At 71.8% G+C, this 24,803-nt stretch carries 23 protein-coding genes and 3 tRNA genes; 23 read left to right on the top strand and 3 right to left on the bottom strand.

The window, feature by feature from the left end; genetic code table 11:
• Positions 1-211 precede the first annotated feature (211 nt).
• The 7 genes from ACFVVX_RS26075 (at position 212) to ACFVVX_RS26105 (ending at position 10,467) form a co-directional block, all read left to right on the top strand.
• Complete coding sequence (locus ACFVVX_RS26075; RefSeq protein ID WP_387949053.1) at positions 212-2,254, top strand: APC family permease; 2,043 nt, start codon at positions 212-214, stop codon at positions 2,252-2,254.
• A gap of 344 nt (positions 2,255-2,598) precedes the next feature.
• A complete protein-coding gene (gene kdpF / locus ACFVVX_RS26080) occupies positions 2,599-2,688 on the top strand; it encodes a K(+)-transporting ATPase subunit F (RefSeq protein WP_097237446.1) in 90 nt (29 codons plus the stop codon).
• A gap of 1 nt (position 2,689) precedes the next feature.
• Positions 2,690-4,351, top strand: coding sequence for a potassium-transporting ATPase subunit KdpA (kdpA, locus tag ACFVVX_RS26085; protein WP_387949054.1), 1,662 nt, complete (start codon positions 2,690-2,692; stop codon positions 4,349-4,351).
• Complete coding sequence (gene kdpB / locus ACFVVX_RS26090) at positions 4,351-6,477, top strand: potassium-transporting ATPase subunit KdpB (protein ID WP_387949055.1); 2,127 nt, start codon at positions 4,351-4,353, stop codon at positions 6,475-6,477. Before kdpA ends, kdpB begins: the two co-directional genes overlap by 1 nt.
• 23 nt (positions 6,478-6,500) lie before the next feature.
• Positions 6,501-7,133 carry a potassium-transporting ATPase subunit KdpC gene (gene kdpC / locus ACFVVX_RS26095; protein ID WP_387949056.1) on the top strand — a complete coding sequence of 211 codons (633 nt, stop codon included), beginning with the start codon at positions 6,501-6,503 and terminating at the stop codon, positions 7,131-7,133.
• A gap of 119 nt (positions 7,134-7,252) precedes the next feature.
• Positions 7,253-9,796: an ATP-binding protein gene (locus ACFVVX_RS26100; RefSeq protein WP_387949057.1), complete on the top strand. Its 2,544-nt coding sequence runs from the start codon at positions 7,253-7,255 to the stop codon at positions 9,794-9,796.
• A complete protein-coding gene (locus ACFVVX_RS26105; protein WP_387949058.1) occupies positions 9,793-10,467 on the top strand; it encodes a response regulator in 675 nt (224 codons plus the stop codon). The genes ACFVVX_RS26100 and ACFVVX_RS26105 overlap by 4 nt, the downstream gene beginning before the upstream one ends.
• A 25-nt stretch (positions 10,468-10,492) precedes the next feature.
• On the opposite strand, the gene ACFVVX_RS26110 is transcribed toward ACFVVX_RS26105, so the two are convergent.
• Positions 10,493-11,764 carry a hydrolase gene (locus ACFVVX_RS26110; protein WP_387949059.1) on the bottom strand — a complete coding sequence of 424 codons (1,272 nt, stop codon included), beginning with the start codon at positions 11,762-11,764 and terminating at the stop codon, positions 10,493-10,495.
• A 299-nt stretch (positions 11,765-12,063) separates the two neighbouring features.
• On the opposite strand from ACFVVX_RS26110, the gene ACFVVX_RS26115 reads away from it, so the two are divergent.
• The 6 genes from ACFVVX_RS26115 to ACFVVX_RS26140 all read left to right on the top strand — a co-directional run bounded on the left by ACFVVX_RS26115 (position 12,064) and on the right by ACFVVX_RS26140 (position 14,663).
• Positions 12,064-12,136, top strand: a tRNA-Thr gene (locus tag ACFVVX_RS26115).
• A gap of 43 nt (positions 12,137-12,179) precedes the next feature.
• Positions 12,180-12,252, top strand: a tRNA-Met gene (locus ACFVVX_RS26120).
• An 83-nt stretch (positions 12,253-12,335) separates the two neighbouring features.
• Positions 12,336-12,500, top strand: coding sequence for a 50S ribosomal protein L33 (rpmG, locus tag ACFVVX_RS26125; protein WP_006604855.1), 165 nt, complete (start codon positions 12,336-12,338; stop codon positions 12,498-12,500).
• A gap of 129 nt (positions 12,501-12,629) precedes the next feature.
• Positions 12,630-13,088 carry a MaoC family dehydratase N-terminal domain-containing protein gene (locus tag ACFVVX_RS26130; RefSeq protein WP_387949060.1) on the top strand — a complete coding sequence of 153 codons (459 nt, stop codon included), beginning with the start codon at positions 12,630-12,632 and terminating at the stop codon, positions 13,086-13,088.
• Between the two features lie 4 nt (positions 13,089-13,092).
• Positions 13,093-13,515, top strand: coding sequence for a MaoC family dehydratase (locus ACFVVX_RS26135; RefSeq protein WP_387949061.1), 423 nt, complete (start codon positions 13,093-13,095; stop codon positions 13,513-13,515).
• A 101-nt stretch (positions 13,516-13,616) separates the two neighbouring features.
• Complete coding sequence (locus ACFVVX_RS26140) at positions 13,617-14,663, top strand: UDP-N-acetylmuramate dehydrogenase (protein WP_387949119.1); 1,047 nt, start codon at positions 13,617-13,619, stop codon at positions 14,661-14,663.
• Between the two features lie 12 nt (positions 14,664-14,675).
• Here the strand turns inward: ACFVVX_RS26140 and ACFVVX_RS26145 are convergent, their stop codons facing one another.
• Both ACFVVX_RS26145 and ACFVVX_RS26150 read right to left on the bottom strand, forming a co-directional pair.
• Positions 14,676-15,704 (bottom strand): adenosine deaminase, encoded by a 1,029-nt coding sequence (locus tag ACFVVX_RS26145; protein ID WP_387949120.1) that lies wholly within the window; start codon positions 15,702-15,704, stop codon positions 14,676-14,678.
• A gap of 119 nt (positions 15,705-15,823) precedes the next feature.
• Positions 15,824-17,071 (bottom strand): pyridoxal phosphate-dependent aminotransferase, encoded by a 1,248-nt coding sequence (locus tag ACFVVX_RS26150; protein WP_387949062.1) that lies wholly within the window; start codon positions 17,069-17,071, stop codon positions 15,824-15,826.
• A gap of 226 nt (positions 17,072-17,297) precedes the next feature.
• Between ACFVVX_RS26150 and ACFVVX_RS26155 the strand changes: the two genes are divergently transcribed.
• The 10 genes from ACFVVX_RS26155 to rplL all read left to right on the top strand — a co-directional run bounded on the left by ACFVVX_RS26155 (position 17,298) and on the right by rplL (position 24,768).
• Positions 17,298-17,370, top strand: a tRNA-Trp gene (locus ACFVVX_RS26155).
• 149 nt (positions 17,371-17,519) lie between these two features.
• A complete protein-coding gene (secE, locus tag ACFVVX_RS26160; protein ID WP_387949063.1) occupies positions 17,520-17,873 on the top strand; it encodes a preprotein translocase subunit SecE in 354 nt (117 codons plus the stop codon).
• A 213-nt stretch (positions 17,874-18,086) separates the two neighbouring features.
• Positions 18,087-19,004 (top strand): transcription termination/antitermination protein NusG, encoded by a 918-nt coding sequence (gene nusG, locus ACFVVX_RS26165; RefSeq protein ID WP_387949064.1) that lies wholly within the window; start codon positions 18,087-18,089, stop codon positions 19,002-19,004.
• A gap of 159 nt (positions 19,005-19,163) precedes the next feature.
• Positions 19,164-19,598 (top strand): 50S ribosomal protein L11, encoded by a 435-nt coding sequence (gene rplK / locus ACFVVX_RS26170; RefSeq protein WP_387949065.1) that lies wholly within the window; start codon positions 19,164-19,166, stop codon positions 19,596-19,598.
• 90 nt (positions 19,599-19,688) lie between these two features.
• The gene (gene rplA / locus ACFVVX_RS26175; protein WP_387949066.1) at positions 19,689-20,411 is read left to right on the top strand and encodes a 50S ribosomal protein L1; all 723 of its coding nucleotides are present in this window, start codon (positions 19,689-19,691) and stop codon (positions 20,409-20,411) included.
• Positions 20,412-20,614: 203 nt separating this feature from the next.
• Positions 20,615-21,400: a hypothetical protein gene (locus ACFVVX_RS26180; RefSeq protein WP_387949067.1), complete on the top strand. Its 786-nt coding sequence runs from the start codon at positions 20,615-20,617 to the stop codon at positions 21,398-21,400.
• Between the two features lie 112 nt (positions 21,401-21,512).
• Positions 21,513-22,355, top strand: a complete 843-nt coding sequence (locus tag ACFVVX_RS26185) for a hypothetical protein (protein WP_387949068.1) — start codon at positions 21,513-21,515, stop codon at positions 22,353-22,355.
• A gap of 163 nt (positions 22,356-22,518) precedes the next feature.
• Positions 22,519-23,379 carry a hypothetical protein gene (locus ACFVVX_RS26190; protein WP_387949069.1) on the top strand — a complete coding sequence of 287 codons (861 nt, stop codon included), beginning with the start codon at positions 22,519-22,521 and terminating at the stop codon, positions 23,377-23,379.
• Positions 23,380-23,731: 352 nt separating this feature from the next.
• The gene (gene rplJ, locus ACFVVX_RS26195) at positions 23,732-24,295 is read left to right on the top strand and encodes a 50S ribosomal protein L10 (RefSeq protein ID WP_387949070.1); all 564 of its coding nucleotides are present in this window, start codon (positions 23,732-23,734) and stop codon (positions 24,293-24,295) included.
• A gap of 89 nt (positions 24,296-24,384) precedes the next feature.
• Positions 24,385-24,768, top strand: coding sequence for a 50S ribosomal protein L7/L12 (gene rplL / locus ACFVVX_RS26200; RefSeq protein ID WP_387949071.1), 384 nt, complete (start codon positions 24,385-24,387; stop codon positions 24,766-24,768).
• Positions 24,769-24,803: the final 35 nt, after the last annotated feature.

The following is a 24,803-nucleotide window of genomic DNA, read 5'->3' on the forward strand; positions in this document are numbered from 1 at the left end:
CTTGGGCTTAATGACCGATTTGCTGGGCATATCTTGACGATGTCTTAACGGGGGGGCTTAACGCCCCCGATATGCCCCGGGCGCGCCCGGCACGCCGCGCTTATAGCGCCTCCGACCTGCGGGAACATTCCACCCAAAGGGCGCGCCGGGCCTTTCCGGTACTCCGGCAGGGCCCATTGCCCCGCCGTTCCGGGCCCTTACGCTCGCCCATGTGTTCAACGTGCCCCAGGCGCTCAAGCGCCTAGTGATCGGCAAGGCCATGCGCAGCGAGGAGCTGGGCGAGACGCTGCTCCCCAAGCGGCTGGCCCTGCCGATCTTCGCTTCCGACCCGCTCTCCTCGGTCGCCTACGCGACCCAGGAGATCCTGCTGGTGCTCACCGTCGGTGGCACCGCCTTCCTCTACCTGACCCCGTGGGTCGCGGCCGGTGTGGTCGCGCTGATGGCCGTCGTGGTGCTGTCGTACCGCCAGGTCGTGCACGCCTACCCGAGCGGCGGCGGCTCGTACGAGGTGGTGTCCCGCAACCTCGGTGCCAACTCCGGCCTGGTGGTGGCCGCCTCGCTGATGGTCGACTACGTGATGACCGTCGCGGTGTCGGTCGCCTCGGGCGTGGACAACATCATCTCGGCACTGCCCTCGCTCGCGGACCACCGGGTCGAGCTGGCGGTCGCCTTCGTCGTGCTGCTCGCGGCGATGAACCTGCGCGGTGTCCGGGAGTCCGGCAAGGCCTTCGCGGCGCCGACGTACCTGTTCATCGGCGGCATGCTGCTGATGGTGGTCACCGGCCTGGTCAAGGCCGTCTTCGGGGACACCCCGGTGGCGGCCAGCGCCTCGTACGGGGTGCTGCCGGTGGACGGCAAGGACACCCTGGCCGGGCTCGGACTGCTGATGCTGGGCCTGCGGGCGTTCGCCTCCGGCTGCACGGCGCTGACCGGCGTGGAGGCGATATCCAACGGCGTGCCGGCCTTCCGGGCGCCCAAGTCGAAGAACGCCGCCACCACGATGGCCGTGATGGGCACCACGGCCGTGGTCATGTTCGTCGGCATCACCGCGCTGGCCCTGATGTCCAAGGTGCACATCACCGACGACGCCTGCCAGCTGACCAACTTCCCCGGGGACTGCCACACCGCGCCCCAGCAGACCGTGATCGCCCAGCTGGCGGCCGCGATCTTCGGCGGCGACCAGAGCGTCCTCTTCTACTTCATCCAGGCCGTCACCGCGCTGGTGCTGATCCTGGCGGCCAACACCGCCTTCAACGGCTTCCCGCTGCTGGCCTCGATCCTGGCCGAGCACCGCTACCTGCCCCGGCAGATGCACACCCGCGGCGACCGGCTCGCCTTCTCCAACGGCATCATCGCCCTCGCGGTGGTGGCCGGCGGGCTGCTGTGGCTGTACGACGCGGACGTCACCAGCCTGATCCACCTCTACATCCTGGGCGTTTTCACCTCCTTCACGCTGTCGCAGATCGGCATGGTGAAGCACTGGAACGGCGTGCTGCGCGGCGCGACCGACCCGGCCGTGCGCGGCCCGGCCCAGCGCTCGCGGGTGATCAACGCGTTCGGCGCCGTCACCACGGCGCTGGTGCTGGTGATCGTGCTGCTGACCAAGTTCACCCAGGGCGCCTGGCTGGCCGTGGTCGCCGCGATCGTGCTCTGGGTGATGATGCGCGGCATCCGCCGGCACTACGACAGCGTCGCCGACGAGCTGGCGGTGGACGACCCGGACGCGGACTCGGTGCGGCCGTCCCAGGTGCACGGCATCGTGCTGGTCTCCAAGCTGCACAAGCCCACCCTGCGGGCGCTCGGCTACGCCCAGGCGTTCCGACCGGACTCGCTGGAGGCGCTGACCGTCGCGGTGGAGCGCGAGGCCACCAGCGAACTGGAGCAGCAATGGGGCGTGCTGGACGTCCAGGTGCCGCTGAAGGTGCTGGACTCGCCGTACCGGGAGATCACCAAGCCGGTGGTGGCGTACGTCCGCGAGTACCGGCGGACCAGTCCGCGGGACGCCGTGGCGGTGTTCATCCCCGAGTACGTGGTCGGCCACTGGTGGGAGCACCTGCTGCACAACCAGTCGGCGCTCTGGCTGAAGAGCAGGCTGCTCTTCACCCCCGGCGTGATGGTGATCAGCGTGCCCTGGCAGCTGAGCTCCTCCGGCCGGGCGGACCAGCCCTCCCGACGGGCCCCGGGATCGGTCCGGCGCGGCGAGCCGACGGTGCGCTCGGAGCGCGAGCGGCTCCCGGCGCCCGAGAACGCCTGACGAACGGCCACCAGGGGCCCCGGACAGCACTGCTGTCCGGGGCCCCGGCCGTGTGCTGCCCGCCCGCCCCCGGCCGGGGGCGACCCCCGCCGCCGGGGGCCCGTATGGAGGCCGTCAACAATCGAACGGGCGCCGTATGGAGGGCGTCAAGAACGGCGGCGAGGCCCTGAACGGGCGATTTGCTGGGCGTGCCGGCCCGCCGCCGGTGCCGCGTCCGGTCCGTTCAGGAGCGCGCGGCCACCCCGAACCACTGTGGTGGAGCCCATGTCCGATCTCATCTACGTCGGTGTCACGGTCGCCGTGTTCGCCGTCATCGCCCTGATCGCGCGGGGGGTGGAGAAGCTGTGAGCGCGGAGAACATCGCGGGTCTCATTGTCGCTGTCGCGCTCGTCGGCTACCTCGTCGTGGCGCTGATCTACCCGGAGAAGTTCTGACATGGGTTCGACTCTCGCGGGCTGGTTGCAGGTCATCGCCCTGGTGGGCGCCCTGGCCCTGTGCTACCGGCCGCTGGGCGACTACATCGCCCGCATTCTGACCACCTCCAAGCACCTCAGAGCAGAGCGCGGCCTGTACAAGGTCATCGGTGTGGACGGTGACGCCGACCAGCGCTGGCCGGTGTACCTGCGCTCGGTGCTGGCGTTCTCGGCCGTCTCGGTCCTCTTCCTCTACGGCCTGATCCGCCTGCAGGGCCACCTTCTGCTCAACCTCGGCGTCGAGCAGATGTCGGGCCACCAGGCGTGGAACACCGCGATCTCCTTCGTGGCCAACACCAACTGGCAGTCCTACAGCGGCGAGTCCGCGATGGGCCACCTGGTGCAGATGGCGGGTCTGGCGGTGCAGAACTTCGTCTCCGCGGCCGTGGGCATCGCGATCGTGGCGGCGCTGATCCGCGGGTTCACCCGCAACCGCACCGACCGGGTGGGCAACTTCTGGGTGGACCTGACCCGGATCTCGCTGCGGCTGCTGCTGCCGATCTCGATCGTCTTCGCGCTGGTGCTGCTGGCCAACGGCGTCGTGCAGAACTTCCACGGCTTCCACGAGGTGGCCACGCTGGGCGGCGGCGCGCAGTCGGTGCCGGGCGGGCCGGTGGCCTCGCAGGAGGTCATCAAGCTGCTGGGCACCAACGGCGGCGGCTTCTACAACGCCAACTCGTCGCACCCGTTCGAGAACCCGACCGGGTTCACCAACGTGCTGCAGGTGTTCCTGATCCTGCTGATCCCGTTCGCGCTGCCGCGGGCCTTCGGCCGGATGGTCGGCGACAACCGGCAGGGCTACGCGATCGTCGCGGTGATGGGCCTGTTCTGGGTGGCCTCGGTCGCGCTGATCACCTTCTTCGAGACACAGCACACCGGTGCCGCGTTGCAGGCGGCCGGCGGGGCGATGGAGGGCAAGGAGCAGCGGTTCGGCATCGCCGGCTCCAGCCTCTTCGCGGCCTCCACCACGCTCACCTCGACGGGTGCGGTGAACTCCTTCCACGACTCGTACTCGCCGTTCGGCGGCGGGCTGACGATGTTCAACATGATGCTGGGCGAGATCGCGCCCGGCGGTACCGGTTCGGGTCTGTACGGGATGCTCGTCCTGGCGATCGTGGCGGTGTTCGTGGCCGGTCTGATGGTCGGGCGCACCCCGGAGTACCTGGGCAAGAAGCTGGGCGGGCGGGAGATGAAGTTCGCCTCCCTGTACATCCTGACCACGCCGACGATCGTGCTGATCGGCACGGGTGTGGCGATGGCGCTGCCCGGTGAGCGGGCCGGGATGCTCAACTCCGGTGCGCACGGCTTCTCCGAGGTGCTGTACGCGTTCACCTCGGGTGCGAACAACAACGGTTCGGCGTTCGCCGGGATCACGGTGAACACCGACTGGTACGACACGGCGATCGGCCTGGCGATGGTGTTCGGCCGGTTCCTGCCGATGGTGTTCGTGCTGGCGCTGGCGGGTTCGCTCGCCCGGCAGCAGCCGGTCCCTGCCACTCCGGGCACCCTGCCCACCCACAAGCCGCTGTTCGTGGGCCTGCTGTCGGGCGTCGTCCTGATCGTCGTCGGCCTCACCTACTTCCCGGCCCTGGCTCTCGGGCCGATCGCGGAAGGTCTCTCCTGATGTCCCCCACCCTGACCGAGAAGGCCGGGAAGCCGGCCGCCCAGCAGCCGGAACCGGCCCAGGCGCCGCACAGAGTGTCCGGCGGCCTGCTGGACCCGAAGCTGATCGTCGCCTCCCTGCCGGACGCGGTGAAGAAGCTCGACCCGCGGGTGATGGTGAAGAACCCGGTGATGTTCGTGGTCGAGGTCGGCTCGGTGGTCACCACCGTCGCCGCGATCGCGGACCCGTCGGTGTTCGCCTGGTCGATCACCGTCTGGCTCTGGCTGACCACCGTGTTCGCCAACCTGGCCGAGGCCGTGGCCGAGGGCCGCGGCAAGGCGCAGGCGGACACCCTGCGCAAGACCAAGTCCGACACCATGGCCCGCCGGCTCACCGGCTGGCCGGGGAGCCGGGCCGAGGAGGAGGTCTCCGGCACCGCGCTGCGGCTCGGTGACCACGTGGTGGTCGAGGCCGGACAGGTCATCCCGGGGGACGGGGACGTGGTCGAGGGCGTCGCCTCGGTGGACGAGTCGGCGATCACCGGCGAGTCCGCTCCGGTGATCCGCGAGTCCGGCGGCGACCGCAGTGCGGTGACCGGCGGCACCAAGGTGCTGTCCGACCGGATCGTGGTGAAGATCGCCTCCGAGCCCGGCAAGACCTTCATCGACCGCATGATCGCCCTGGTCGAGGGCGCGGCCCGGCAGAAGACGCCGAACGAGATCGCGCTGAACATCCTGCTGGCCTCGCTGACGATCGTCTTCCTGATCGCGGTCGTCACCCTGCAGCCGATGGCCACCTACGCGGGCGCCCCGCAGTCGATGATCGTGCTGGTCGCCCTGATCGTGGCGCTCATCCCGACCACCATCGGCGCGCTGCTCTCCGCGATCGGCATCGCGGGCATGGACCGGCTGGTGCAGCGCAACGTGCTGGCGATGTCCGGGCGCGCCGTCGAGGCCGCCGGCGACGTCAACACCCTGCTCCTCGACAAGACCGGCACCATCACCCTGGGCAACCGCCAGGCCGCCGAGTTCCAGCCGGCCACCGGCGTCACGGTCGACGAGCTGGCGGACGCCGCCCAGCTGTCCTCGCTCGCCGACGAGACGCCGGAGGGCCGCTCGATCGTCGTCCTCGCCAAGACCGGGTACGGCCTGCGGGCCCGCGCCCAGGGCGAGTTGACGCACGCCACCTGGGTGCCGTTCACCGCGCAGACCCGGATGTCCGGCGTCGACCTGGAGGAGGCCGAGGAGGTCCACTCGGTGCGCAAGGGCGCGGCGGGCTCGGTCACCAACTGGGTGACGGAGAACGGCGGCACGGTCGGCAGGGACGTCGCCGACCTGGTCGACGGCATCTCCGCCGCGGGCGGCACCCCGCTGCTCGTCGCCTCCCGGATCGGCACCGCCGCCCCCAGGGCCCTGGGCGTGATCCACCTCAAGGACGTGGTCAAGGAGGGCATGAAGGAGCGGTTCGACGAACTGCGCCGGATGGGCATCAAGACCATCATGATCACGGGCGACAACCCGCTGACCGCCCGGGCGATCGCGCAGGAGGCCGGCGTGGACGACTTCCTCGCCGAGGCCACGCCCGAGGACAAGATGGCCCTGATCAAGAAGGAGCAGGAGGGCGGCAAGCTGGTCGCGATGACCGGGGACGGCACCAACGACGCCCCCGCGCTCGCCCAGGCCGACGTCGGCGTCGCGATGAACACCGGGACCATGGCGGCCAAGGAGGCCGGCAACATGGTCGACCTCGACTCCAACCCCACCAAGCTGATCGAGATCGTCGAGATCGGCAAGCAGCTCCTGATCACCCGCGGCGCCCTGACCACGTTCTCGATCGCCAACGACGTCGCCAAGTACTTCGCGATCATCCCGGCGATGTTCGCGGCGGTCCACCCGGGCCTGGACAAGCTCAACATCATGGGCCTGCACAGCCCCCAGTCCGCGATCACCTCGGCCGTCGTCTTCAACGCCCTGGTCATCGTCGGCCTCATCCCGCTCGCCCTGCGCGGCGTCAAGTACCGCCCGTCCGACGCGAGTTCACTGCTTCGCCGCAACATCGGGGTCTACGGCCTCGGCGGCCTGGTGGTCCCCTTCGTCGGGATCAAGCTGATCGACCTCGTCGTCCAGTTCATCCCCGGCCTCAGCTGATCCACGGAAAGGAGGAACGCATCATGTCCAAGCCCCTGCCCACCACCGTGCGCACGCACTTCACCGCACTGCGGATGCTGCTGGTGATGACGGTGATCCTCGGCCTCGCCTACCCGCTGCTGATCGCCGGCATCGGCCAGGCCGCCTTCGGCGACAAGGCCAACGGCTCCATCGTGAGGACCGCCGACGGCAAGGAGATCGGCTCCAGCCTGCTGGGCCAGAGCTACGACCTGCCCAAGCAGAACCCCGACGACGCCGACGAGGAGGCCAGGCCGGACCCGCAGTGGTTCCAGCCCCGACCCTCCGCCAACGGCTACGACCCGAAGGCCTCCGGCGCCTCCAACCTGGGCCCGAACAGCGAGGACCTCGCCAAGACGGTCGAGGCCCGGCGCGCCGCCGTCGCCGCGTTCGACGGGGTCGACCCGGCGAGCGTCCCGGTGGACGCCGTCACCGCCTCCGGCTCCGGCCTCGACCCGCACGTCTCGGTGGCCTACGCCAGGGAGCAGGTCGCCCGGGTCGCCAAGGCCCGCAACCTGTCGACCCAGACGCTGGACGGGCTCGTCGCGAAGTACACCGAGGGCCGCTCCCTCGGCTTCCTCGGCGGCGAGGGCGTCAACATCGTCCGGCTCAACACCGCTCTGGCGGAACAGAAGTGACGGCCGACCGGCTGAACGAGTGAAGCAGGCCGACCCGGGCCGGGGCAGCGCCCCCGCGCCCGGGTCGGCCGCGCGTCCCGACCCCGTCAGACGAAGCAGCAGACGAAAGAGCAGCGCCCATGGCCCGCGACCTCACCCCCGGCACCGTGCACCGCCGCGGCAGGCTGAGGGTGTACCTCGGTTCCGCCCCCGGTGTCGGCAAGACCTACCGGATGCTGGACGAGGCCGGGCGCAGACGGGAGCGCGGCGCGGACGTCGTGGTCGGGTACATCGAGTGCCACGGGCGCCGGCACACCGAGTCCATGATCGGCGCCCTGGAGGCCGTCCCCCGCACCCTCCGCTCCTACCGGGACGCCGAGTTCGAGGAGATGGACCTCGACGCCGTCCTCGCCCGGCGGCCCGCCGTGGTGCTGGTCGACGAGCTGGCCCACACCAACATCCCCGGCGGCCGCAACGCCAAGCGCTGGCAGGACGTCGAGGACCTGCTGGACGCCGGGATCGACGTCATCACCACCGTCAACATCCAGCACCTGGAGTCGTTGAACGACGTCGTCCAGAAGATCACCGGCATCCCCCAGCGCGAGACCGTCCCGGACGAGGTGGTCCGCCGGGCCGACCAGATCGAGCTCGTCGACATGGCCCCCCAGGCGCTGCGCCGCCGGATGGCCCACGGCAACGTCTACAAGGCGGAGAAGGTGGACGCCGCGCTCTCCAACTACTTCCGGGTCGGCAACTTGACCGCCCTGCGCGAGCTCGCCCTGCTCTGGGTGGCCGGGCGGGTCGACGAGGGCCTGCGCGACTACCGGGCCAGCCACAACATCGACCGCGTCTGGGAGACCCGCGAACGCGTCGTGGTCGCCCTCACCGGCGGCCCCGAGGGCGAGACCCTCGTCCGCCGCGCCGCCCGGATCGCCGACCGCACGGCCGGCGGCGACCTGCTCGCCGTCCACGTCACCCGCAGCGACGGCCTGGCCGGCGCCTCCTCCGGCGCCCTCGCCCAGCAGCGCCAGCTCGTCGAGACCCTCGGCGGCGGCTACCACGTGGTGGTCGGGGACGACATCCCCACCGCGCTGCTCGCCTTCGCCCGCGCCCACGACGCCACCCAGCTGGTCCTCGGCACCAGCCGGCGCGGCCGGATCACCCGCTTCCTCACCGGCCCCGGCATCGGCGAGACCACGGTGGACGCCTCCGAGGACATCGACGTCCACATGGTCACCCACGAGTTCACCGGCCGCGGCCGACTGCCCTCGCTCGGCCGCCGGCACTCCACGCGCCGCACCATCGCCGGCTACCTCTCCGGGCTGGTCGTCCCCTGGCTGCTCACCGCCGTGCTCTCGCAGGCCCACGACACCGTCAACCTCACCACCGACGCGCTGATCTTCCAGCTCGGCGTGGTCGTCGTCGCCCTGCTGGGCGGCGCCACCTCGGCGCTGCTCGCCTCCGTGGTCGCCTCGGTGCTGCTGAACTACTTCTTCATCCCGCCCGTCCACACCCTGACCATCGGCGAGACCAACAACATCGTCGCCCTGATCGTCTTCGCCGCCGTCGCCCTCGCCGTCTCGACCGTGGTCGACCACGCGAGCCGGCTCACCTCCCGCGCCGCCCGGGCCACCGCCGAGGCCGAGACCCTCAGCACCCTGGCCGGCAGCGTGCTGCGCGGCGCCGACGCCCTGCCCGCCCTGCTGGACAAGTCCCGGACGGCCTTCGGCATGAACTCCGTCGCCCTGCTGGAACGCACCGGCGGCGAGGTGCTGGCCCGCAGCGACGACGAGGGCGCACCCGCGGGCGAGGGGGAGGCCACCGAAGTCCCGGTCGGCGCCGACGCCGTCCTGGTCCTGACCGGCCGCCGGCTGCCCGCCGCCGACCAGCGCGTGCTCACCGCCTTCGCCGCCCACGTCGCCGCCGCCCGGGAACGCGACCGGCTCGCCACCGTCGCCGCCGAGGTCGAGCCGATCAAGGCCGCCGACCGGATGCGCACCGCCCTGCTCGCCGCGGTCAGCCACGACCTGCGCACCCCGCTCGCCGCCGCCCTCGCCTCGGTCGGCTCGCTGCGCAGCCCCGACGTCGAGTTCTCGCCCGAGGACCAGGCCGAACTCCTCGCCACCGCCGACGAGTCCCTGGTCAAGCTCACCCGGCTGGTCGACAACCTGCTCGACATGAGCCGCCTCCAGGCCGGCGCCCTCACCCTGCACCTCGCCGAGACCCACCTCGACGAGATCCTGCCCCGCGCCCTCGACACCCTCCCCGACCCCTACGCGCCGGTCCAGCCGCTCGACCTGGACACCGCGCCCGCCGTCCTCGCCGACCCGCCGCTGCTCGAACGCGTCCTCGCCAACGTCATCACCAACGCCCTGCGCCACAACGCCCCCGGCGCACCCGTCCTGGTCGCCGCCAGCCACCACCAGAACCGGGTCGAGATCCGCGTCGTCGACCGCGGACCGGGCATCGCCCCCGAGGACCGCGACCGCGTCTTCCTGCCCTTCCAGCGCCTCGGCGACACCGACAACACCACCGGCGTCGGCCTGGGGCTCGCGCTCTCCCGCGGCCTCGCCGAGGCCATGGGCGGCAGCCTGGAGGTCGAGGACACCCCCGGCGGCGGCACCACCATGCTGCTCACCCTGCCCGCCGCACAGCCGGGAGGCCCGGGAGGAGCACCCGCATGAGCGAGATCCTGATCGTCGACGACGAACCGGCGCTGCTGCGCACCCTGCGGATCAACCTCAGCGCCCGCCGGTACGCCGTCCGCACGGCCGCCAGCGGCGGCGAGGCCCTGGACCGCGCCGCGCGCACCGCGCCGGACGCCGTGCTGCTCGACCTCGGCCTGCCCGACCTCGACGGCATGGAGGTCATCCGCGGCCTGCGCAGCCGCAGCGCCGTGCCGATCATCGTGCTCTCCGGCCGCAGCGACGCCGCCGACAAGGTCGGCGCGCTCGACGCCGGCGCCGACGACTACCTCACCAAGCCCTTCCTGATGGAGGAACTGCTGGCCCGGCTGCGGGCCGTCCTGCGCCGTCCGCCGGGCGGCCTGGCCCCGCCCGCCCCGGTGATCGGCGACCACACCGTGGACCTCGCCGCCACCACCGTCACCGGCCCCGGGGGCCCGGTACGGCTCACCCCCACCGAATGGCGGATCCTCATCCTGCTGCTCGCCCACCCGGGCCGGCTGGTGCCCGGGCGGCAGATCCTGCGCGAGGTCTGGGGCCCGGGGCAGGAGGATCGCGGCAACTACCTGCGGGTCTACCTGGCCGGCCTGCGCCGCAAGCTGGAGCGCGACCCGGGCCGCCCCCGCCACCTGATCACCGAACCGGGGATCGGCTACCGCTACGAGCCCTGACCGCGCGCCACCGGCGCCGGCGGCACTAGCCGCCTCCGGCGCTCCCCGACTGCCGGGGCAGCGCCAGCGCCACCGTGTCGGCGAACTCCCGTACCGCACTGGTCCTGCTGACGATCCGTCCGCTGTGCACCACCAGTCGGCTGTGCCCGCCCGCGAGCGCCCCCGCCAGGCTGTCCCCGCGCACCGCCAGCAGCTCCGCCGGGAACCCGGCGTCCACCCTGACCGGCGGCAGCCCAAGCACCGCCCGCGCCTGGTTCGCCACCGCGTCGTACGCCGCGTCCGGGTCCAGCGCCCCGCCGGCCGCCAGCAGGTACGCGGCCTCCAGCGGATCCGCCCGCCCGACCGGGTTGGCCCCGTCGCGCAGCGAGCCGCTGCCCGCCGCCAGCGGCACCCGGGCCGTCGCCAGCTCGCGCAGCAGCCCCGGCCGCAACCCCGCCGAGCGGCCCTCCAGCCCGGTGCAGCAGCCGTTCTGCGGCAGGCAGACCACCCGCACCCCGCTGCTGGCCAGCACGCCCGAGCCGCCCGGCGCCAGTGCCCCGCACGGCCCCAGGGCCACCCGCGGCCGCAGCGGCGCCAGCGCGCTCGCCAGCCGGGCCAGCTGCGCCGAGTCGGCGGCGGTGGTGTGCAGGTCGACCGGGCAGTCCGCCTCCCGGGCGGCCTCCAGCAGCAGGTGGACGTACCCCGCGGGGTCGGGGTCCAGCTCCGGGCAGCCGCCGGCGGCGGTGGCGCCCAGCTTCAGCGCGTCGCGCAGCTGCGCCCGGCCGTCCGCGCCGGCCAGGCCGGTGAGCAGCCGGGGCATGGCGACCGCCTGAAGCTCGGCCAGCCCGCGCAGCGCCTGCCGGGCGGTCAGCACGGCCTCCAGCCGGCGCAGCCCGTGCACGTCGCCGATCCGCACGTGGGTGCGCTGGGCGGTGGCGCCGTAGCCGAGCGAGGTGAGCGCGGCCTCGGTGACCCGGCGGGTGAGGTCGGCGGCGGTCTCCGGGGGCGGGGTGGCCAGCGCGGCGGAGAAGGCCACGTCGTAGTGGGCGTGCGCCTCGGCGGGGGCCGGCAGCAGCAGGTAGCCGCCGAGGTCGATCCGGGCGCCGGTGGTGGCGGTGGGCGCGCCGGGCAGGGCGGGCATCGGGCCGAGGCTGCCGGCGGTGCCGACGGCCTGGATCCGGTCGCCGCTGATCCGGACGTCCACCACCCGGCCGTCGGCGAGCCGGGCGCCGGTGAGCAGCAGGACCGGGCCGTGGCCGAGCGGGTTGGCGGCCGGGCCGGGGCCGGGATGCGGTCCGTCGGAGGGTGCGTTGTCCATCGCCCGGCTCCTTCTGCCCCTGGCCCGGTCGGCCGCTGGTCGGACCGGTCCTGGCCTGTCCGGATCCCGGTCCGGCCTGGTCCCGGCCTGTCACGATCGATGAGCGTCGAGCCTATGGCGCCCGGGCGCGGCCTGCCGGGAGGCGGGCAAAAGTCGTATCGGGTCGGGCCGTGCCCGGTGCGGGCCGGTCGAACGCCCGGCCTTGGATCGTTCGTCCGTGCGGCCCGCCGACCTGCGGTCTTCCCTGCGGGATACGGATTTCACCTCTGGGCGCGGAACGTGTAATCTCTTCCTCGTTCGCCCCTATAGCTCAGTCGGTAGAGCGTCTCCATGGTAAGGAGAAGGTCTGCGGTTCGATTCCGCATGGGGGCTCTGGTGAGAAGGAGTCAGCTTCGGCTGTGCTGCGGATCACTGTGGCGGTGTAGCTCAGTTGGTAGAGCAAGCGGCTCATAATCGCTGTGTCACCGGTTCAAGTCCGGTCACCGCTACCCCGCGTAGTCGGTCGGGAGATCGCACTCCCGGTCGGCTACTCTTGTTGTGTTCTTATTCATTGTCCAAGGAAGGCACTCCCGTGGCTGCCACCGATGTCCGCCCGAAGATCACGCTGGCCTGCGTGGAGTGCAAGGAGCGGAACTACATCACCAAGAAGAACCGGCGTAACGACCCGGACCGTCTTGAGATGAAGAAGCACTGCCCCCGCTGCAACTCGCACACCGCGCACCGCGAGACCCGCTGACCCCTCTCAGGTGTCACCGGGCCTGTGTGAAACAGGTCTCCGACTCCGGGCCGCATCCCTCTTGGGGTGCGGCCCGGAGTTTTTTTGCTACCCGTCGTCGTCACCACCGGACAGTACGAGGAGTTGCCCGTGGCACTCGACCCCTCCTTCATCGGGCGGACGTACCCGCCCACCGAGCCGTACGAGGTCGGCCGGGAGAAGATCCGCGAGTTCGCCGTCGCCGTGGGCGACGCCAACCCGGCGTACAGCGACCCGGAGGCGGCCAAGGCGCTCGGCCACCCGGACGTGATCGCCCCGCCGACCTTCCCGTTCGTGCTCACCTACGGCGCCGCCGGCCAGGTCGTCGCCGACCCGCAGCTGGGCCTGGACTACAGCCGGGTGGTGCACGGCGACCAGAAGTTCGCCTACACCCGCCCGGTGCGGGCCGGCGACCGGCTCTCGGTCGTGGTGACCATCGACAACATCAAGTCGCTCGCGGGCAACGACGTGCTCACCGTGCGCGGCGAGGTCACGGACGAGAGCGGCGAGCACGTGGTGACGTCGGTCATGACCCTGGTGGCCCGGGCCGCCGACGAGGCGGGGGAGTAACACGATGGCGATCAGCTACGACGAGGTCGCGGTCGGCACCGAGCTGCCGGCGCAGTCCTTCCCGGTGACGCGCGCCGCGCTGGTGCAGTACGCGGGCGCCTCCGGCGACTTCAACCCGATCCACTGGAACGAGCGGTTCGCCCGGGAGGTGGGCCTGCCGGACGTCATCGCCCACGGCATGTTCACCATGGCCGAGGCGATCCGGGTGGTCACCGACTGGGTCGGCGACCCGGCCGCGGTGGTCGAGTACGGCGTGCGCTTCACCCGCCCGGTGCCGGTGCCCGACGACGGCGTCGGCTCCGTGATCGACGTCACCGCCAAGGTGGCCAAGCTGCTGGACGACCGCCGGGTGCAGGTCGACCTGCTGGCGACCTACGGCGGCCAGAAGGTGCTGGGCATGTCCCGCGCCGTCGTCCGGCTGGCCTGACCGGCCCGAACGGCCCGAACGGCCTGACCGGCCCGCACGGCCGGGAACGGACCCGGGGAGGGAGCTGCACCCGGGTCCGTTCCCCGTACGCTGGGGGCGTGCTGGTAGAACTCGACGCCCCCCTCGCCCCGCTGACCACCCTCAGGCTCGGCGGCCCGGCCCGGCGGCTGGTGACCGCGACCACCGACGACGAGGTGGTCGCCGCCGTCCGCGAGGCCGATGCGGCCGGCGAGCCGCTGCTGGTCCTCGGCGGCGGCTCCAACCTGGTGATCGGCGACGCCGGCTACCCCGGCACGGTGCTGCGGATCGCGACCACCGGCTTCACGCTGGACGGCCCGGAGCTGGAGCTGGCGGCCGGCGAGGTCTGGGCCGACGCGGTGACCAGGACGGTGCTGGAGCACGGTCTGGCCGGCATCGAGTTCCTGGCCGGCATCCCCGGCTCGGCCGGCGCCACGCCCGTCCAGAACGTCGGCGCGTACGGCCAGGAGGTGGCGCAGTCCGTCACCGGGGTGGTCGCCTACGACCGCCGGGCCGGCGAGGTCGTCACCCTCTCCAACGCCGCCTGCGAGTTCTCCTACCGGCACAGCCGCTTCAAGGCCGACCCGGACCGCTACGTCGTGCTGCGGGTCCGCTTCGGCCTGCAGGACAACGGCGGGCTCTCCACCCCGGTCGCCTACGCCGAGACGGCCCGGCACCTGGGCGTCGAGCAGGGCGAGGCGGTCGACCTGCGCGAGGCCCACGCGGCCGTGCTGCGGCTGCGCTCGGGCAAGGGCATGGTGCTCGACCCGGCGGACCACGACACCTGGTCGGCGGGCTCCTTCTTCACCAACCCGGTGCTGACCGGCGAGCAGTACGCCGCCTTCCTGGCCCTGGTCGCCGAGCGCGAGCTCACCGCCCCGGCCTACCCCGCGCCGGACGGCCGCACCAAGACCTCGGCGGCCTGGCTGATCGACAAGGCCGGCTTCGGCAAGGGCTACGGAAGCGGCCCGGCCACCCTCTCCAGCAAGCACACGCTGGCCCTGACCAACCGCGGCGCGGCCACCGCCGAGGATCTGCTGGCCCTCGCCCGGGAGATCCGCGACGGCGTCCGGGCGGCCTTCGGCGTCGAGCTGGTCAACGAACCGGTGATGGTCGGCGTCAAGCTCTAGGGTGAGCGGCCGCTACGCCGGGCCGTCCACCAGCCAGGCGTCGATGTCCGCCAGCAGCTCCTTGCGCACGCTCTCCGGGGCGCGCGAGCCGCGCACCGACTGGCGGGCCAGCTCGGCGAGCTCCGCGTCGTCGAAGCCGAGCACGTCCCGGGCCAGGTCGTACTGGTCGGCCAGTCGGCTGCCGAACAGCAGCGGGTCGTCGGCGCCCAGCGCCATCGGCACACCGGCGTCGAACAGCCTCCGCAGCGGGACGTCCTCGGGCCGCTCGTAGACGCCCAGCGAGACGTTGGAGGACGGGCAGACCTCGCAGGTGACCTGGCGGTCCGCCAGCCGCTGCATCAGCCGGGGGTCCTCGGCGGCCCGGACGCCGTGGCCGATCCGGCCCGCTCCCAGGTCGTCCAGGCAGTCCCGGACCGACTCCGGCCCGGCCAGCTCGCCGCCGTGCGGGGCGGCCAGCAGCCCGCCGGCACGGGCGATGTCGAAGGCCCGGTCGAAGTCCCGGGCGAGGCCGCGCCGCTCGTCGTTGGAGAGGCCGAACCCGACCACGCCGCGGTCGGCGTACCGGACCGCCAGGCGGGCCAGGGTGCGGGCGTCCATCGGGGACTTCATCCGGTTGGCCGCGACCAGCACCCGGATGCCCACCCCGGTGGCCTCGGCGGCCTGCTCCACGGCGTCCAGGATCAGCTCCAGGGCGGGGATCAGACCGCCGAGCCGGGGCGCGTAGGAGGTCGGGTCGACCTGGATCTCCAGCCAGCGCGAGCCGTCCCGCCGCTCGTCCTCGGCGGTCTCCAGCACCAGCCGGCGGATGTCCTGCTCGTCGCGCAGCACCGAGCGGGCGGTGTCGTACAGGCGCTGGAAGCGGAACCAGCCGCGCTCGTCGGTCGCCCGCAGGCTGGGCGGCTCGGCGGAGCTGAGCGCCTCCGGCAGCCGCACCCGGTGCTTGTCGGCCAGCTCCAGCAGGGTGGCCGGGCGCATCGACCCGGTGAAGTGCAGGTGGAGGTGGGCCTTGGGGAGGTCCCTGACGTCTCGTGGCTGTGACAGGCGTTCCATTCGCCGATACTGCCGCATCCGGACCCGGTACGGGAACCGCCCCCTCCACGTCCCTCGAAGGGGTGAAGGGGGCGGTGCCCGTCAGTGGTTGACGAGGACGGGCCGCGAGGTCAGTCGCGGGCCTCGCCGAGCAGCTTCTGGATCCGGCCGACGCCCTCGGCCAGGTCGGCGTCGCCCAGCGCGTAGGACAGCCGCAGGTAGCCCGGGGTGCCGAAGGCCTCGCCGGGGACGACCGCGACCTCGGCCTCGTCCAGGATCAGGGTGGCCAGCTCGGCGGAGGTCTGCGGGCGCTTGCCGCGGATCTCCTTGCCCAGCAGGGCCTTGACGGACGGGTAGACGTAGAACGCGCCCTCGGGCTCGGGGCACAGGACGCCCTCGATCTCGTTGAGCATCCGTACGATCGTCCTGCGGCGCCGGTCGAAGGCGGTGCGCATCTCGTGCACGGCGGACAGGTCGCCGCTGACCGCGGCGATCGCGGCGCGCTGCGCGACGTTGGAGACGTTCGAGGTGGCGTGCGACTGCAGGTTGGTCGCGGCCTTGACGACGTCCTTGGGGCCGATCACCCAGCCCACCCGCCAGCCGGTCATCGCGTAGGTCTTGGCCACGCCGTTGACCACGATGGTCTTGTCCGCGAGCGCGGGCAGCAGGGCCGGCAGCGAGGTGAAGGTGGCGTCGCCGTAGACCAGGTGCTCGTAGATCTCGTCGGTGAGCACCCAGAGGCCGTGCTCCAGCGCCCACTCGCCGATCGCCCGGGCCTCGGCCTCGGTGTACACCGCGCCGGTCGGGTTGGACGGCGAGACGAACAGCACCACCTTGGTGTTCTCGGTGCGGGCGGCCTCCAGCTGCTCGACGGAGACCTTGTAGCCGGTGGTCTCGTCGGACACGACCTCGACCGGCACACCGCCGGCCAGCTGGACCGACTCCGGGTAGGTGGTCCAGTACGGCGCCGGGATGATGACCTCGTCGCCCGGGTCGAGGATCGCCGCGAACGCCTCGTAGATCGCCTGCTTGCCGCCGTTGGTCACCAGCACCTGCGAGGCGTCCACCTCGTAGCCGGAGTCGCGCAGCGTCTTGGCGGCGATCGCGGCCTTCAGCTCGGGCAGGCCGCCGGCCGGGGTGTAGCGGTGGTTCTTCGGGTCGCGGCAGGCCTCGACGGCCGCCTCGACGATGTAGTCCGGAGTGGGGAAGTCCGGCTCGCCGGCGCCGAAGCCGATGACCGGTCGGCCGGCCGCCTTGAGGGCCTTGGCCTTGGCATCGACCGCGAGGGTCGCCGACTCGGCGATGGCGCCGATCCGGGCGGAGACGCGGCGGTCGGCGGGGCGGACGGAACTGTCGGGCTGCGGGGTGGAAGCGCTCATGCCTGCATCGTCGCAGAACGGGGACGGACCGGGCATGGCGGTTTCACCATGTGTTCGCGCCGGTCCACATGGCGGCCCCGAAAGAAAGAGGTTCGACCAAACACCCTCGGACCACGTACACTCACTGCTCGACGGCCACCGAGAAGCCAAAACTTCCACTGCCTGTGCATACAGCGGTGGGGGATGCGGTAGGTTGGTGGTCGCTACTGGAGCCGCAAGGCACCGTAGGGCAATAGCTCAATTGGTAGAGCACCGGTCTCCAAAACCGGCGGTTGGGGGTTCAAGTCCCTCTTGCCCTGCTGCTTGATCCGTATTCAGCCCGTTCGCTCCACAGAGCGAGCGGGCTTGATGCGGAGAGGGCACCGATCAGCACCGCTTTCGCCGGCCGCTCGTACCCTCTCGGGTACGCAGGTGACGCTCGGCAGGACCCGGATTCAGGTGAGGACGAGTGACGGAGACCACGGGCTCCACCGCAACGCCTGAGAGCGGCAACCCCGAGGGGGCCGACGGCGCTGCCGAGACGACGCCCGCCGAGGGTGAGTCGCAGTCGCGTCGCGACCGCAAGCGGGCCAACCGGTCCGGCGACAAGAAGTCCGGCAAGCGGGCCAAGATGGGCGCATTCGCCCGGCTCGCGCTGTTCTACCGCCAGATCATCGCCGAGCTGCGCAAGGTCGTCTGGCCCTCGCGCAACGAGCTGGTCAACTACACGACCGTCGTCGTCGTGTTCGTCGTGGTCGTGATGGCCTTCGTGGCCGGCCTCGACTACGGGTTCTCCAAGCTGAGCCTCTGGATCTTCGGCTGACCGAACCGCACCACCTGTGAAACAGCTTCCCGACCCGGGCCGATTCTTCGGTCCGGGTCGAGCTGTCGGCGCCGAACGTACGAGGCCGCTACCGTTGACTCGGTACTGTTGAAGTCTCCGAGTCGTTTTCCTGACGCGCCCGCGGGAGCGGGGCTGTGCCGGAGCGGCCCGGAGCGCGCCACCTTCACCATCTCCAGGAAAGAAGCAGCCACCGTGTCTGAGTCCCCCCTGTACGACGCCGACGAGACCGTCCGCGAGGCGGATGTCGCCGCCGAGCTGGACGCGGCCGAGCTGGCTGACGAAGCCGAGTCGGCCGAGCAGATCGTGGACGCCGCGGACAGCGAAGAGGACGAGGTCGAGGCGTACGACGAGGCCGAGGCCGGCGAGCCGGCCGAGGAGGCCGCGCTGCACGAGGAGTCCGACGAGGAGCTCGCCGTCGACGAGGCCGCCGCGGAGGAGGCCGCCGACGAGGAGGGCGCCGAGGAGGCCGAGGCCGAGGTCGAGGAGGCCGAGGAGGCCGTCGAGGTCGACCCGGTCGCCAAGTTCCGCGAGGACCTCCGGTTCATGCCGGGCGAGTGGTACGTGATCCACACCTACGCCGGCTACGAGAACCGGGTGAAGCAGAACCTGGAGCAGCGCGCCGTCTCGCTGAACGTCGAGGAGTACATCTTCCAGGCCGAGGTGCCGCAGGAGGAGGTCGTCCAGATCAAGAACGGCGACCGCAAGACCATCCGCCAGAACAAGCTCCCCGGCTACGTCCTGGTGCGCATGGACCTCACCCCGGAGTCCTGGGGCGTCGTGCGCAACACCCCCGGTGTCACCGGCTTCGTCGGCAACGCCTACGACCCGTACCCGCTGACCCTGGACGAGGTCGTCAAGATGCTCGCCCCCGACGTGGAGCGCCAGGCGGCCAAGGACGCGGGCAAGCCCTCCCCGGTCAAGCCCAGCGAGATCCAGGTCCTCGACTTCGAGGTCGGCGACTCGGTCACCGTCACCGACGGCCCGTTCGCCACCCTGCAGGCGACCATCAACGAGATCAACCCGGACTCGAAGAAGGTCAAGGGCCTGGTCGAGATCTTCGGCCGGGAGACCCCGGTCGAGCTCTCCTTCGACCAGATCCAGAAGAACTAGTACAGAGCTTCGGATTCGGGGCGGGGCCACGGCTCCGCCCCGAATCCGTTTTGGTCCAGCGGCGCATCCGCGTTAGCCTGGTCCGATGTGTGTGCTGGCCGGGTGTCGCCCCGACTGCGCACGCACCAGCAATCACCTCTCGGAAGGACCCGGAGAGAAATGCCTCCCAAGAAGAAGAAGGTCACGGGGCTTATCAAGCTCCAGATCAACGCCGGTGCGGCCAACCCGGCGCCGCCGGTCGGCCCCGCGCTGGGTCAGCACGGCGTCAACATCATGGAGTTCTGCAAGGCCTACAACGCTGCGACCGAGTCGCAGCGCGGCATGATCGTGCCGGTGGAGATCACGGTCTACGACGACCGCTCCTTCACCTTCATCACGAAGACGCCGCCGGCCGCGCGCCTCATCCTGAAGGCTGCCGGTGTCGACAAGGGCTCCGCCGAGCCGCACAAGACCAAGGTCGCCAAGCTCACCAGCGCCCAGGTCCGCGACATCGCCACGGTGAAGATGCCCGACCTGAACGCCAACGACCTGGACGCGGCGGCGAAGATCATCGCCGGCACCGCCCGGTCGATGGGCATCACCGTCGAGGGCTGATCTACCCGTCGGTAGAACCCTTCTCGTCCCTGTGGTAGGGCCCGCGCGGCCCGTGCATACCACAACTCCATTCACCATTCAGGAGCAGCAGTGAAGCGCAGCAAGGCTCTGAAGGCCGCGGACGCTCAGGTCGACCGCGACCGCCTCTACGCCCCCCTCGAGGCCATCCGCCTCGCCAAGGCGACCAGCACCAGCAAGTTCGACGGCACCGTCGAGGTCGCCATGCGTCTGGGCGTCGACCCGCGCAAGGCCGACCAGATGGTCCGCAGCACCGTGATCCTCCCGCACGGCACCGGTAAGACCGCTCGGGTCCTGGTCTTCGCGACCGGCGACCGTGCCGAGGCCGCGCGTGCTGCGGGCGCCGACATCGTCGGCTCCGACGAGCTCATCGACGAGGTCGCCAAGGGCCGCCTCGACTTCGACGCCGTCGTCGCCACCCCGGACCTCATGGGCAAGGTCGGCCGCCTCGGCCGCGTGCTCGGTCCCCGTGGCCTGATGCCGAACCCGAAGACCGGCACCGTGACCCCGGACGTGGCCAAGGCCGTGAACGAGATCAAGGGCGGCAAGATCGAGTTCCGCGTCGACAAGCACTCGAACCTGCACTTCATCATCGGTAAGGCCTCCTTCACCGACGAGCAGCTGGTCGAGAACTACGCCGCCGCGCTGGACGAGGTGCTCCGCGCCAAGCCGTCCGCCGCCAAGGGCCGCTACATCAAGAAGACCGCGGTCTCCACCACGATCGGCCCCGGCATCCTGGTCGACCCGAACCGCACCCGCAACCTCCTGGTCGAGGAGGACCCGGCCGCCGTCTGAGCCCTCAGCTCCGACCGGTAGCCGCGTCCTGGGCGCAGCAGCAGTCCGTACGACGGGCCCGTACCCCCTCCGGGGGGTGCGGGCCCGTCGCCGTTTCCGGATCGAGACCGGGCGGGGGAGGAACTGTTGTACGGCTCGTCGTACGCTCGGCCGGTCCGATCATCCGTTCGGAACATGCCTGCAGCCCACCGCCGGAGTGTGCCGTGCCGTCCGCCTCTCGCCCCGCCGCCTCGGGGGCGGCCCTGCTCCTGCTCGCCGGCGCCCTGACCGCGTGCAGCCTGCTGGCCGTCTCGGGGGACCGCACCCCGGAGGGTGCCCCGGCGACCGTCCGGCCGCCCAAGCAGGTGCTGCTGTCGGCCTCGCAGGCCCTGGACGACGCCGGCGGCGCGCGCGTCCAGGTGGTCGAGGAGGGCCCGGCCGGACGGCGCTCCGCCACCGGGACCCTCGTCTGGGGATCCCAGGACGCGGCCGAGCTGACCGTCACCGACGAGCGGGGCACCGGCCGGCTGCGGGCCGTGGACGGCACGCTCGACCTCGCCTACGACGGCGCGCCGCCGAAGCGGGCGGAGCGGGCCGAGGCCGAGTCGCTGGACCCGCGCGGCGGCGGCGCCGGGTACGCCGGCGGCTGGCTGAGCGGGCTGGTCTCCAACCCGGGCGGCCGGGTGCACGCGATGGCCCTGGTGGGGCGGCTCAACTCGCTCGGCGGCGAGCAGCTCTCGGGGACCACGGTGGCGCACTACCGCGGCAGCGCGCCGGTCGCCGAGTTCTTCGAGGCCGACCAGGGGCTCACCCCCGAGCGGCTCTCCGCGGTGCTGGCCTACTACCGGGAGCGCGGGGTCGCGGCGATCGGCTACGACTTCTGGGTCGCGCCGGGGGACCGCCTGCTGCGACTGCGTGCCACGGCCCAGGGCACGGGCGGAACCGTGGTCACCACGACGGACGTCTCCGAGCCCGGGGCGATGACGGAGACACCGGCCGCGGCGGGGTGAGCGGGGCGGGGGAAACCCGGTGCCGGGCCGCCGGGGCCGTCCGTTAGAGTCCGCCGGGGATTGTCCGGGAACACGGGAATCACGGGATCAGCTGACAACGGGGGGAATTCTCATGGGCGCTGTGCGTCTGGTCTCGGTGGCCGTCACGGCTGCCGTCCTGGTGGCCGGCCTGTCGGCCTGCGGCAGTGGCGGCAAGGCCGACCCGAAGGCCGCCGGGGACGCGGTCGGGGGGAAGGTGCTCGACCTGGACCCGAAGGCCGCCCTGGCCGCCTCGGCCCTGGTGATGCAGAAGGCCGGCAACGGCAGCGTGCGGATCGTGGCGCAGGAGGACAACGTCGCCGGGACGGCCGAATGGCAGCACCCGAAGTCCTCCTCCGACCTGACCGGCCAGGCCGAGGGCGGCACCAAGGCGCGGATCATCGGGGACGAGGTCTTCCTCGGCGGCGGCCCGAAGGTGACGGCCGGGCTCGGCGGCAAGCACTGGGCCAGGGGCGACGCCAAGGACCCGCTGGTGGGCCCGATGGCGGGGATGTTCCTCACCATGGCCCAGATGATCAACCCGGTCCTCCAGCTGACGGCGGCCGCCCAGGCCGGCAAGCCCGAAAAGCTCGGGTCGGAGACGGTCGAAGGGGTGCAGACCACGCACTACCGCGCCGTCGAGGACACCGCCAAGCTGGCCGAGGGGCTCGCCGCGCTCGGGGCCGATCAGCGTGCGAGCGTCCAGAAGGCCCTGGAGGCCTACGGCAAGACGCTGACCGTCGAGTTCTGGATCAATGCCAAGCAGGAGCTCGTCCGGCTCAAGGAGTACGGCGACAAGGGCGGCGAGAAGGCGAGCGTCATCGTCACGTACTCGGGGCTCGGCGCCGCACCGAAGATCGAGACGCCCGCCGCGGGCGACGTCGCCGGTGCGGCGGACTTCACCAAGATCATTCTCGGCGGGCAGCCCTCGCGCTGACCGCAGGCCCGGCGGACCCGGCCGTCGCGGCCGGCGCGGCCGGCGTCCGGTGAAGTCGCCGGGCCGGCCGAGGGGGGCGCCACCGGCCGACCCGGGTCCGGGTGGCATGGTGGCTCGGAGCAGGGTCGCCGTCGGCGGCGGCCGGGAGAAGGGGAGACGGGACATGGCGGTGCGGCAGCGGCTGGCGGCCACGGTGGCCACCGTGCTGCTGGCGAGCGGCCTGACGGCCTGCGGCGGGGGCGGCTCCGAGCCGCCGGCGCCGTCCGGCACGCCGTCCCCGACCAGCGCCTCCCCGACCGGCCCGGCCAAGCCCACCGACCGGTCGCCGCACGGCGTCCTGCTCTCCTCCCAGCTCGCCATGCAGACCGCCCGCCGGGCCAAGGTGAGCTACCGGCTGGGCGCGGACGCCGGCGGCGGACCGCTGTTCTGGCTGCCGAAGACGGCCCTGCAGGTCCGCCGCTCCACCCCGGCCGAGGCCGAGCAGCTGATCGTCGTGGACACCGTGGCCTACCAGGGCGGCGACGCCGCCACCGCGGCCCGGCAGGGCGGCAGGCACTGGGAGCGGTTCTCCGGCGCGCCCGGCCAGGACGGCCACCGGGAGATCCCGTACGCCGGTCTGATCGACCTGCTCAACCCGATGGCGGCGCTGGCCGCCGCCACCGCCGACGGGGTGGACGCGCAGTACGTCGGCGAGGAGAAGTTCGACGACTCGGCGGTCGAGCACTACCGGGTCACCACCACCGCCGAGCGGTACGCGACCGCCCAGACCCAGCTGGGCCAGGCCCGCCGGGACGGACTGCGCACCGCGCTCGCCCCCGGCGGCTCGGTCTCGCTGACCCTGGACCTCTGGCTGAACGACCGGGACCAGCTGGTCAGGCTGCAGCGCACCGGGACGGGGGACAGCGGCCGCCAGGACGACTCGGTGGTCTACTCCGACTTCGCCGGCAGCCTCTCGGTGCAGGCGCCAGCCGAGGCCGACACCGTGGACGCGGGCACCCGCAGCACCTCCCCGCTGGCCCGCTGAGCGGCCTCCGGACGCCCGCCCCGGGCGATTTGCCCCGGGCGGTGCGCTCCGGCTACTGTTGCGGAAGCCAAAGACCGCTGGTTGTCGCCATGCGCCTGCAAAGGTGCCGGGGACCGAAGGATCTGCGATTCGTCGCAGGCAGCCCGCGCAGGAGTGTTTGGAGCTTGGACTTCCGGGTCCGCGTTTGTTCGCGGACCTGTCGAGGTCGTACTGAGCCCCGTGCGCCTGCGCACCGGGGCTCATCTGCTTTTCCGCAGGAGCTTTCCTTCCGCACGACCGGTCGGTCCGAGGCGCAGATGGTCGACTTTCGCGGTCGGCCCGATTTCGACATCACGGAAGGAGGCGTACGCCTATGGCAAGGCCCGACAAGGCTGCAGCCGTCGCCGAGATCACGGACAAGTTCCGTGCCTCGAACGCGGCCGTGCTGACCGAGTACCGCGGTCTGACGGTGAAGCAGGTCAAGACCCTGCGTCGCTCGCTGGGTGACAACGCCCAGTACGCCGTGGTGAAGAACACGCTGACCAAGATTGCGGCCAACGAGGCCGGGATCACGGAGCTCGACGACCTGTTCGCGGGTCCGACGGCTGTCGCCTTCGTCACCGGTGACCCGGTGGAGTCGGCGAAGGCTCTGCGTGACTTCGCCAAGGAGAACCCCGCTCTGATCATCAAGGGCGGTGTCCTTGATGGCAAGGCGCTGTCCGCCGATGACATCAAGAAGCTCGCGGACCTCGAGTCCCGCGAGGTGCTGCTCGCCAAGCTGGCCGGCGCCATGAAGGGCAAGCAGTCTCAGGCTGCCGCGCTCTTCCAGGCCCTGCCCTCGAAGCTCGTCCGCACCGTGGACGCGCTTCGCGACAAGGTCGAGCAGGGCGGTGCCGGTACGCCGGCTCCCGCCGCCGAGGACGCTGCCGCCGAGTAATTCGGCCAGGCTCACGCCTCGCTGCGGGCCCGTGCCCGCCCAACCCGTACATACGGCACCACCTGCCGATTTAGTGGAAGGACGCCATCATGGCGAAGCTGTCCCAGGACGAGCTGCTCGCGCAGTTCGAGGAGCTCACCCTCATCGAGCTCGCTGCCTTCGTGAAGGCCTTCGAGGAGAAGTTCGACGTCACCGCGGCCGCCCCGGTCGCCGTGGCCGGCATCGCCGGCCCGGGCGCCGTTGCCGAGGCCGTTGAGGAGCAGGACGAGTTCGACGTCATCCTCGACGGTGCCGGCGACAAGAAGATCCAGGTCATCAAGGAGGTGCGCACCCTGACCTCCCTCGGCCTGAAGGAGGCCAAGGACCTCGTTGACACCGCTGGTGCCAAGGTCCTGGAGAAGGTTGCCAAGGACGTTGCCGAGAAGGCCAAGGCCGCCCTCGAGGGTGCCGGCGCCAAGGTCACCGTCAAGTGACTTCTCGCCCCCTCTGAGGGGGCCTGAGGCCGGGC

It is taken from the genome of Kitasatospora sp. NPDC058170, from assembly GCF_042883905.1.
Lineage (GTDB): Bacteria > Actinomycetota > Actinomycetes > Streptomycetales > Streptomycetaceae > Kitasatospora.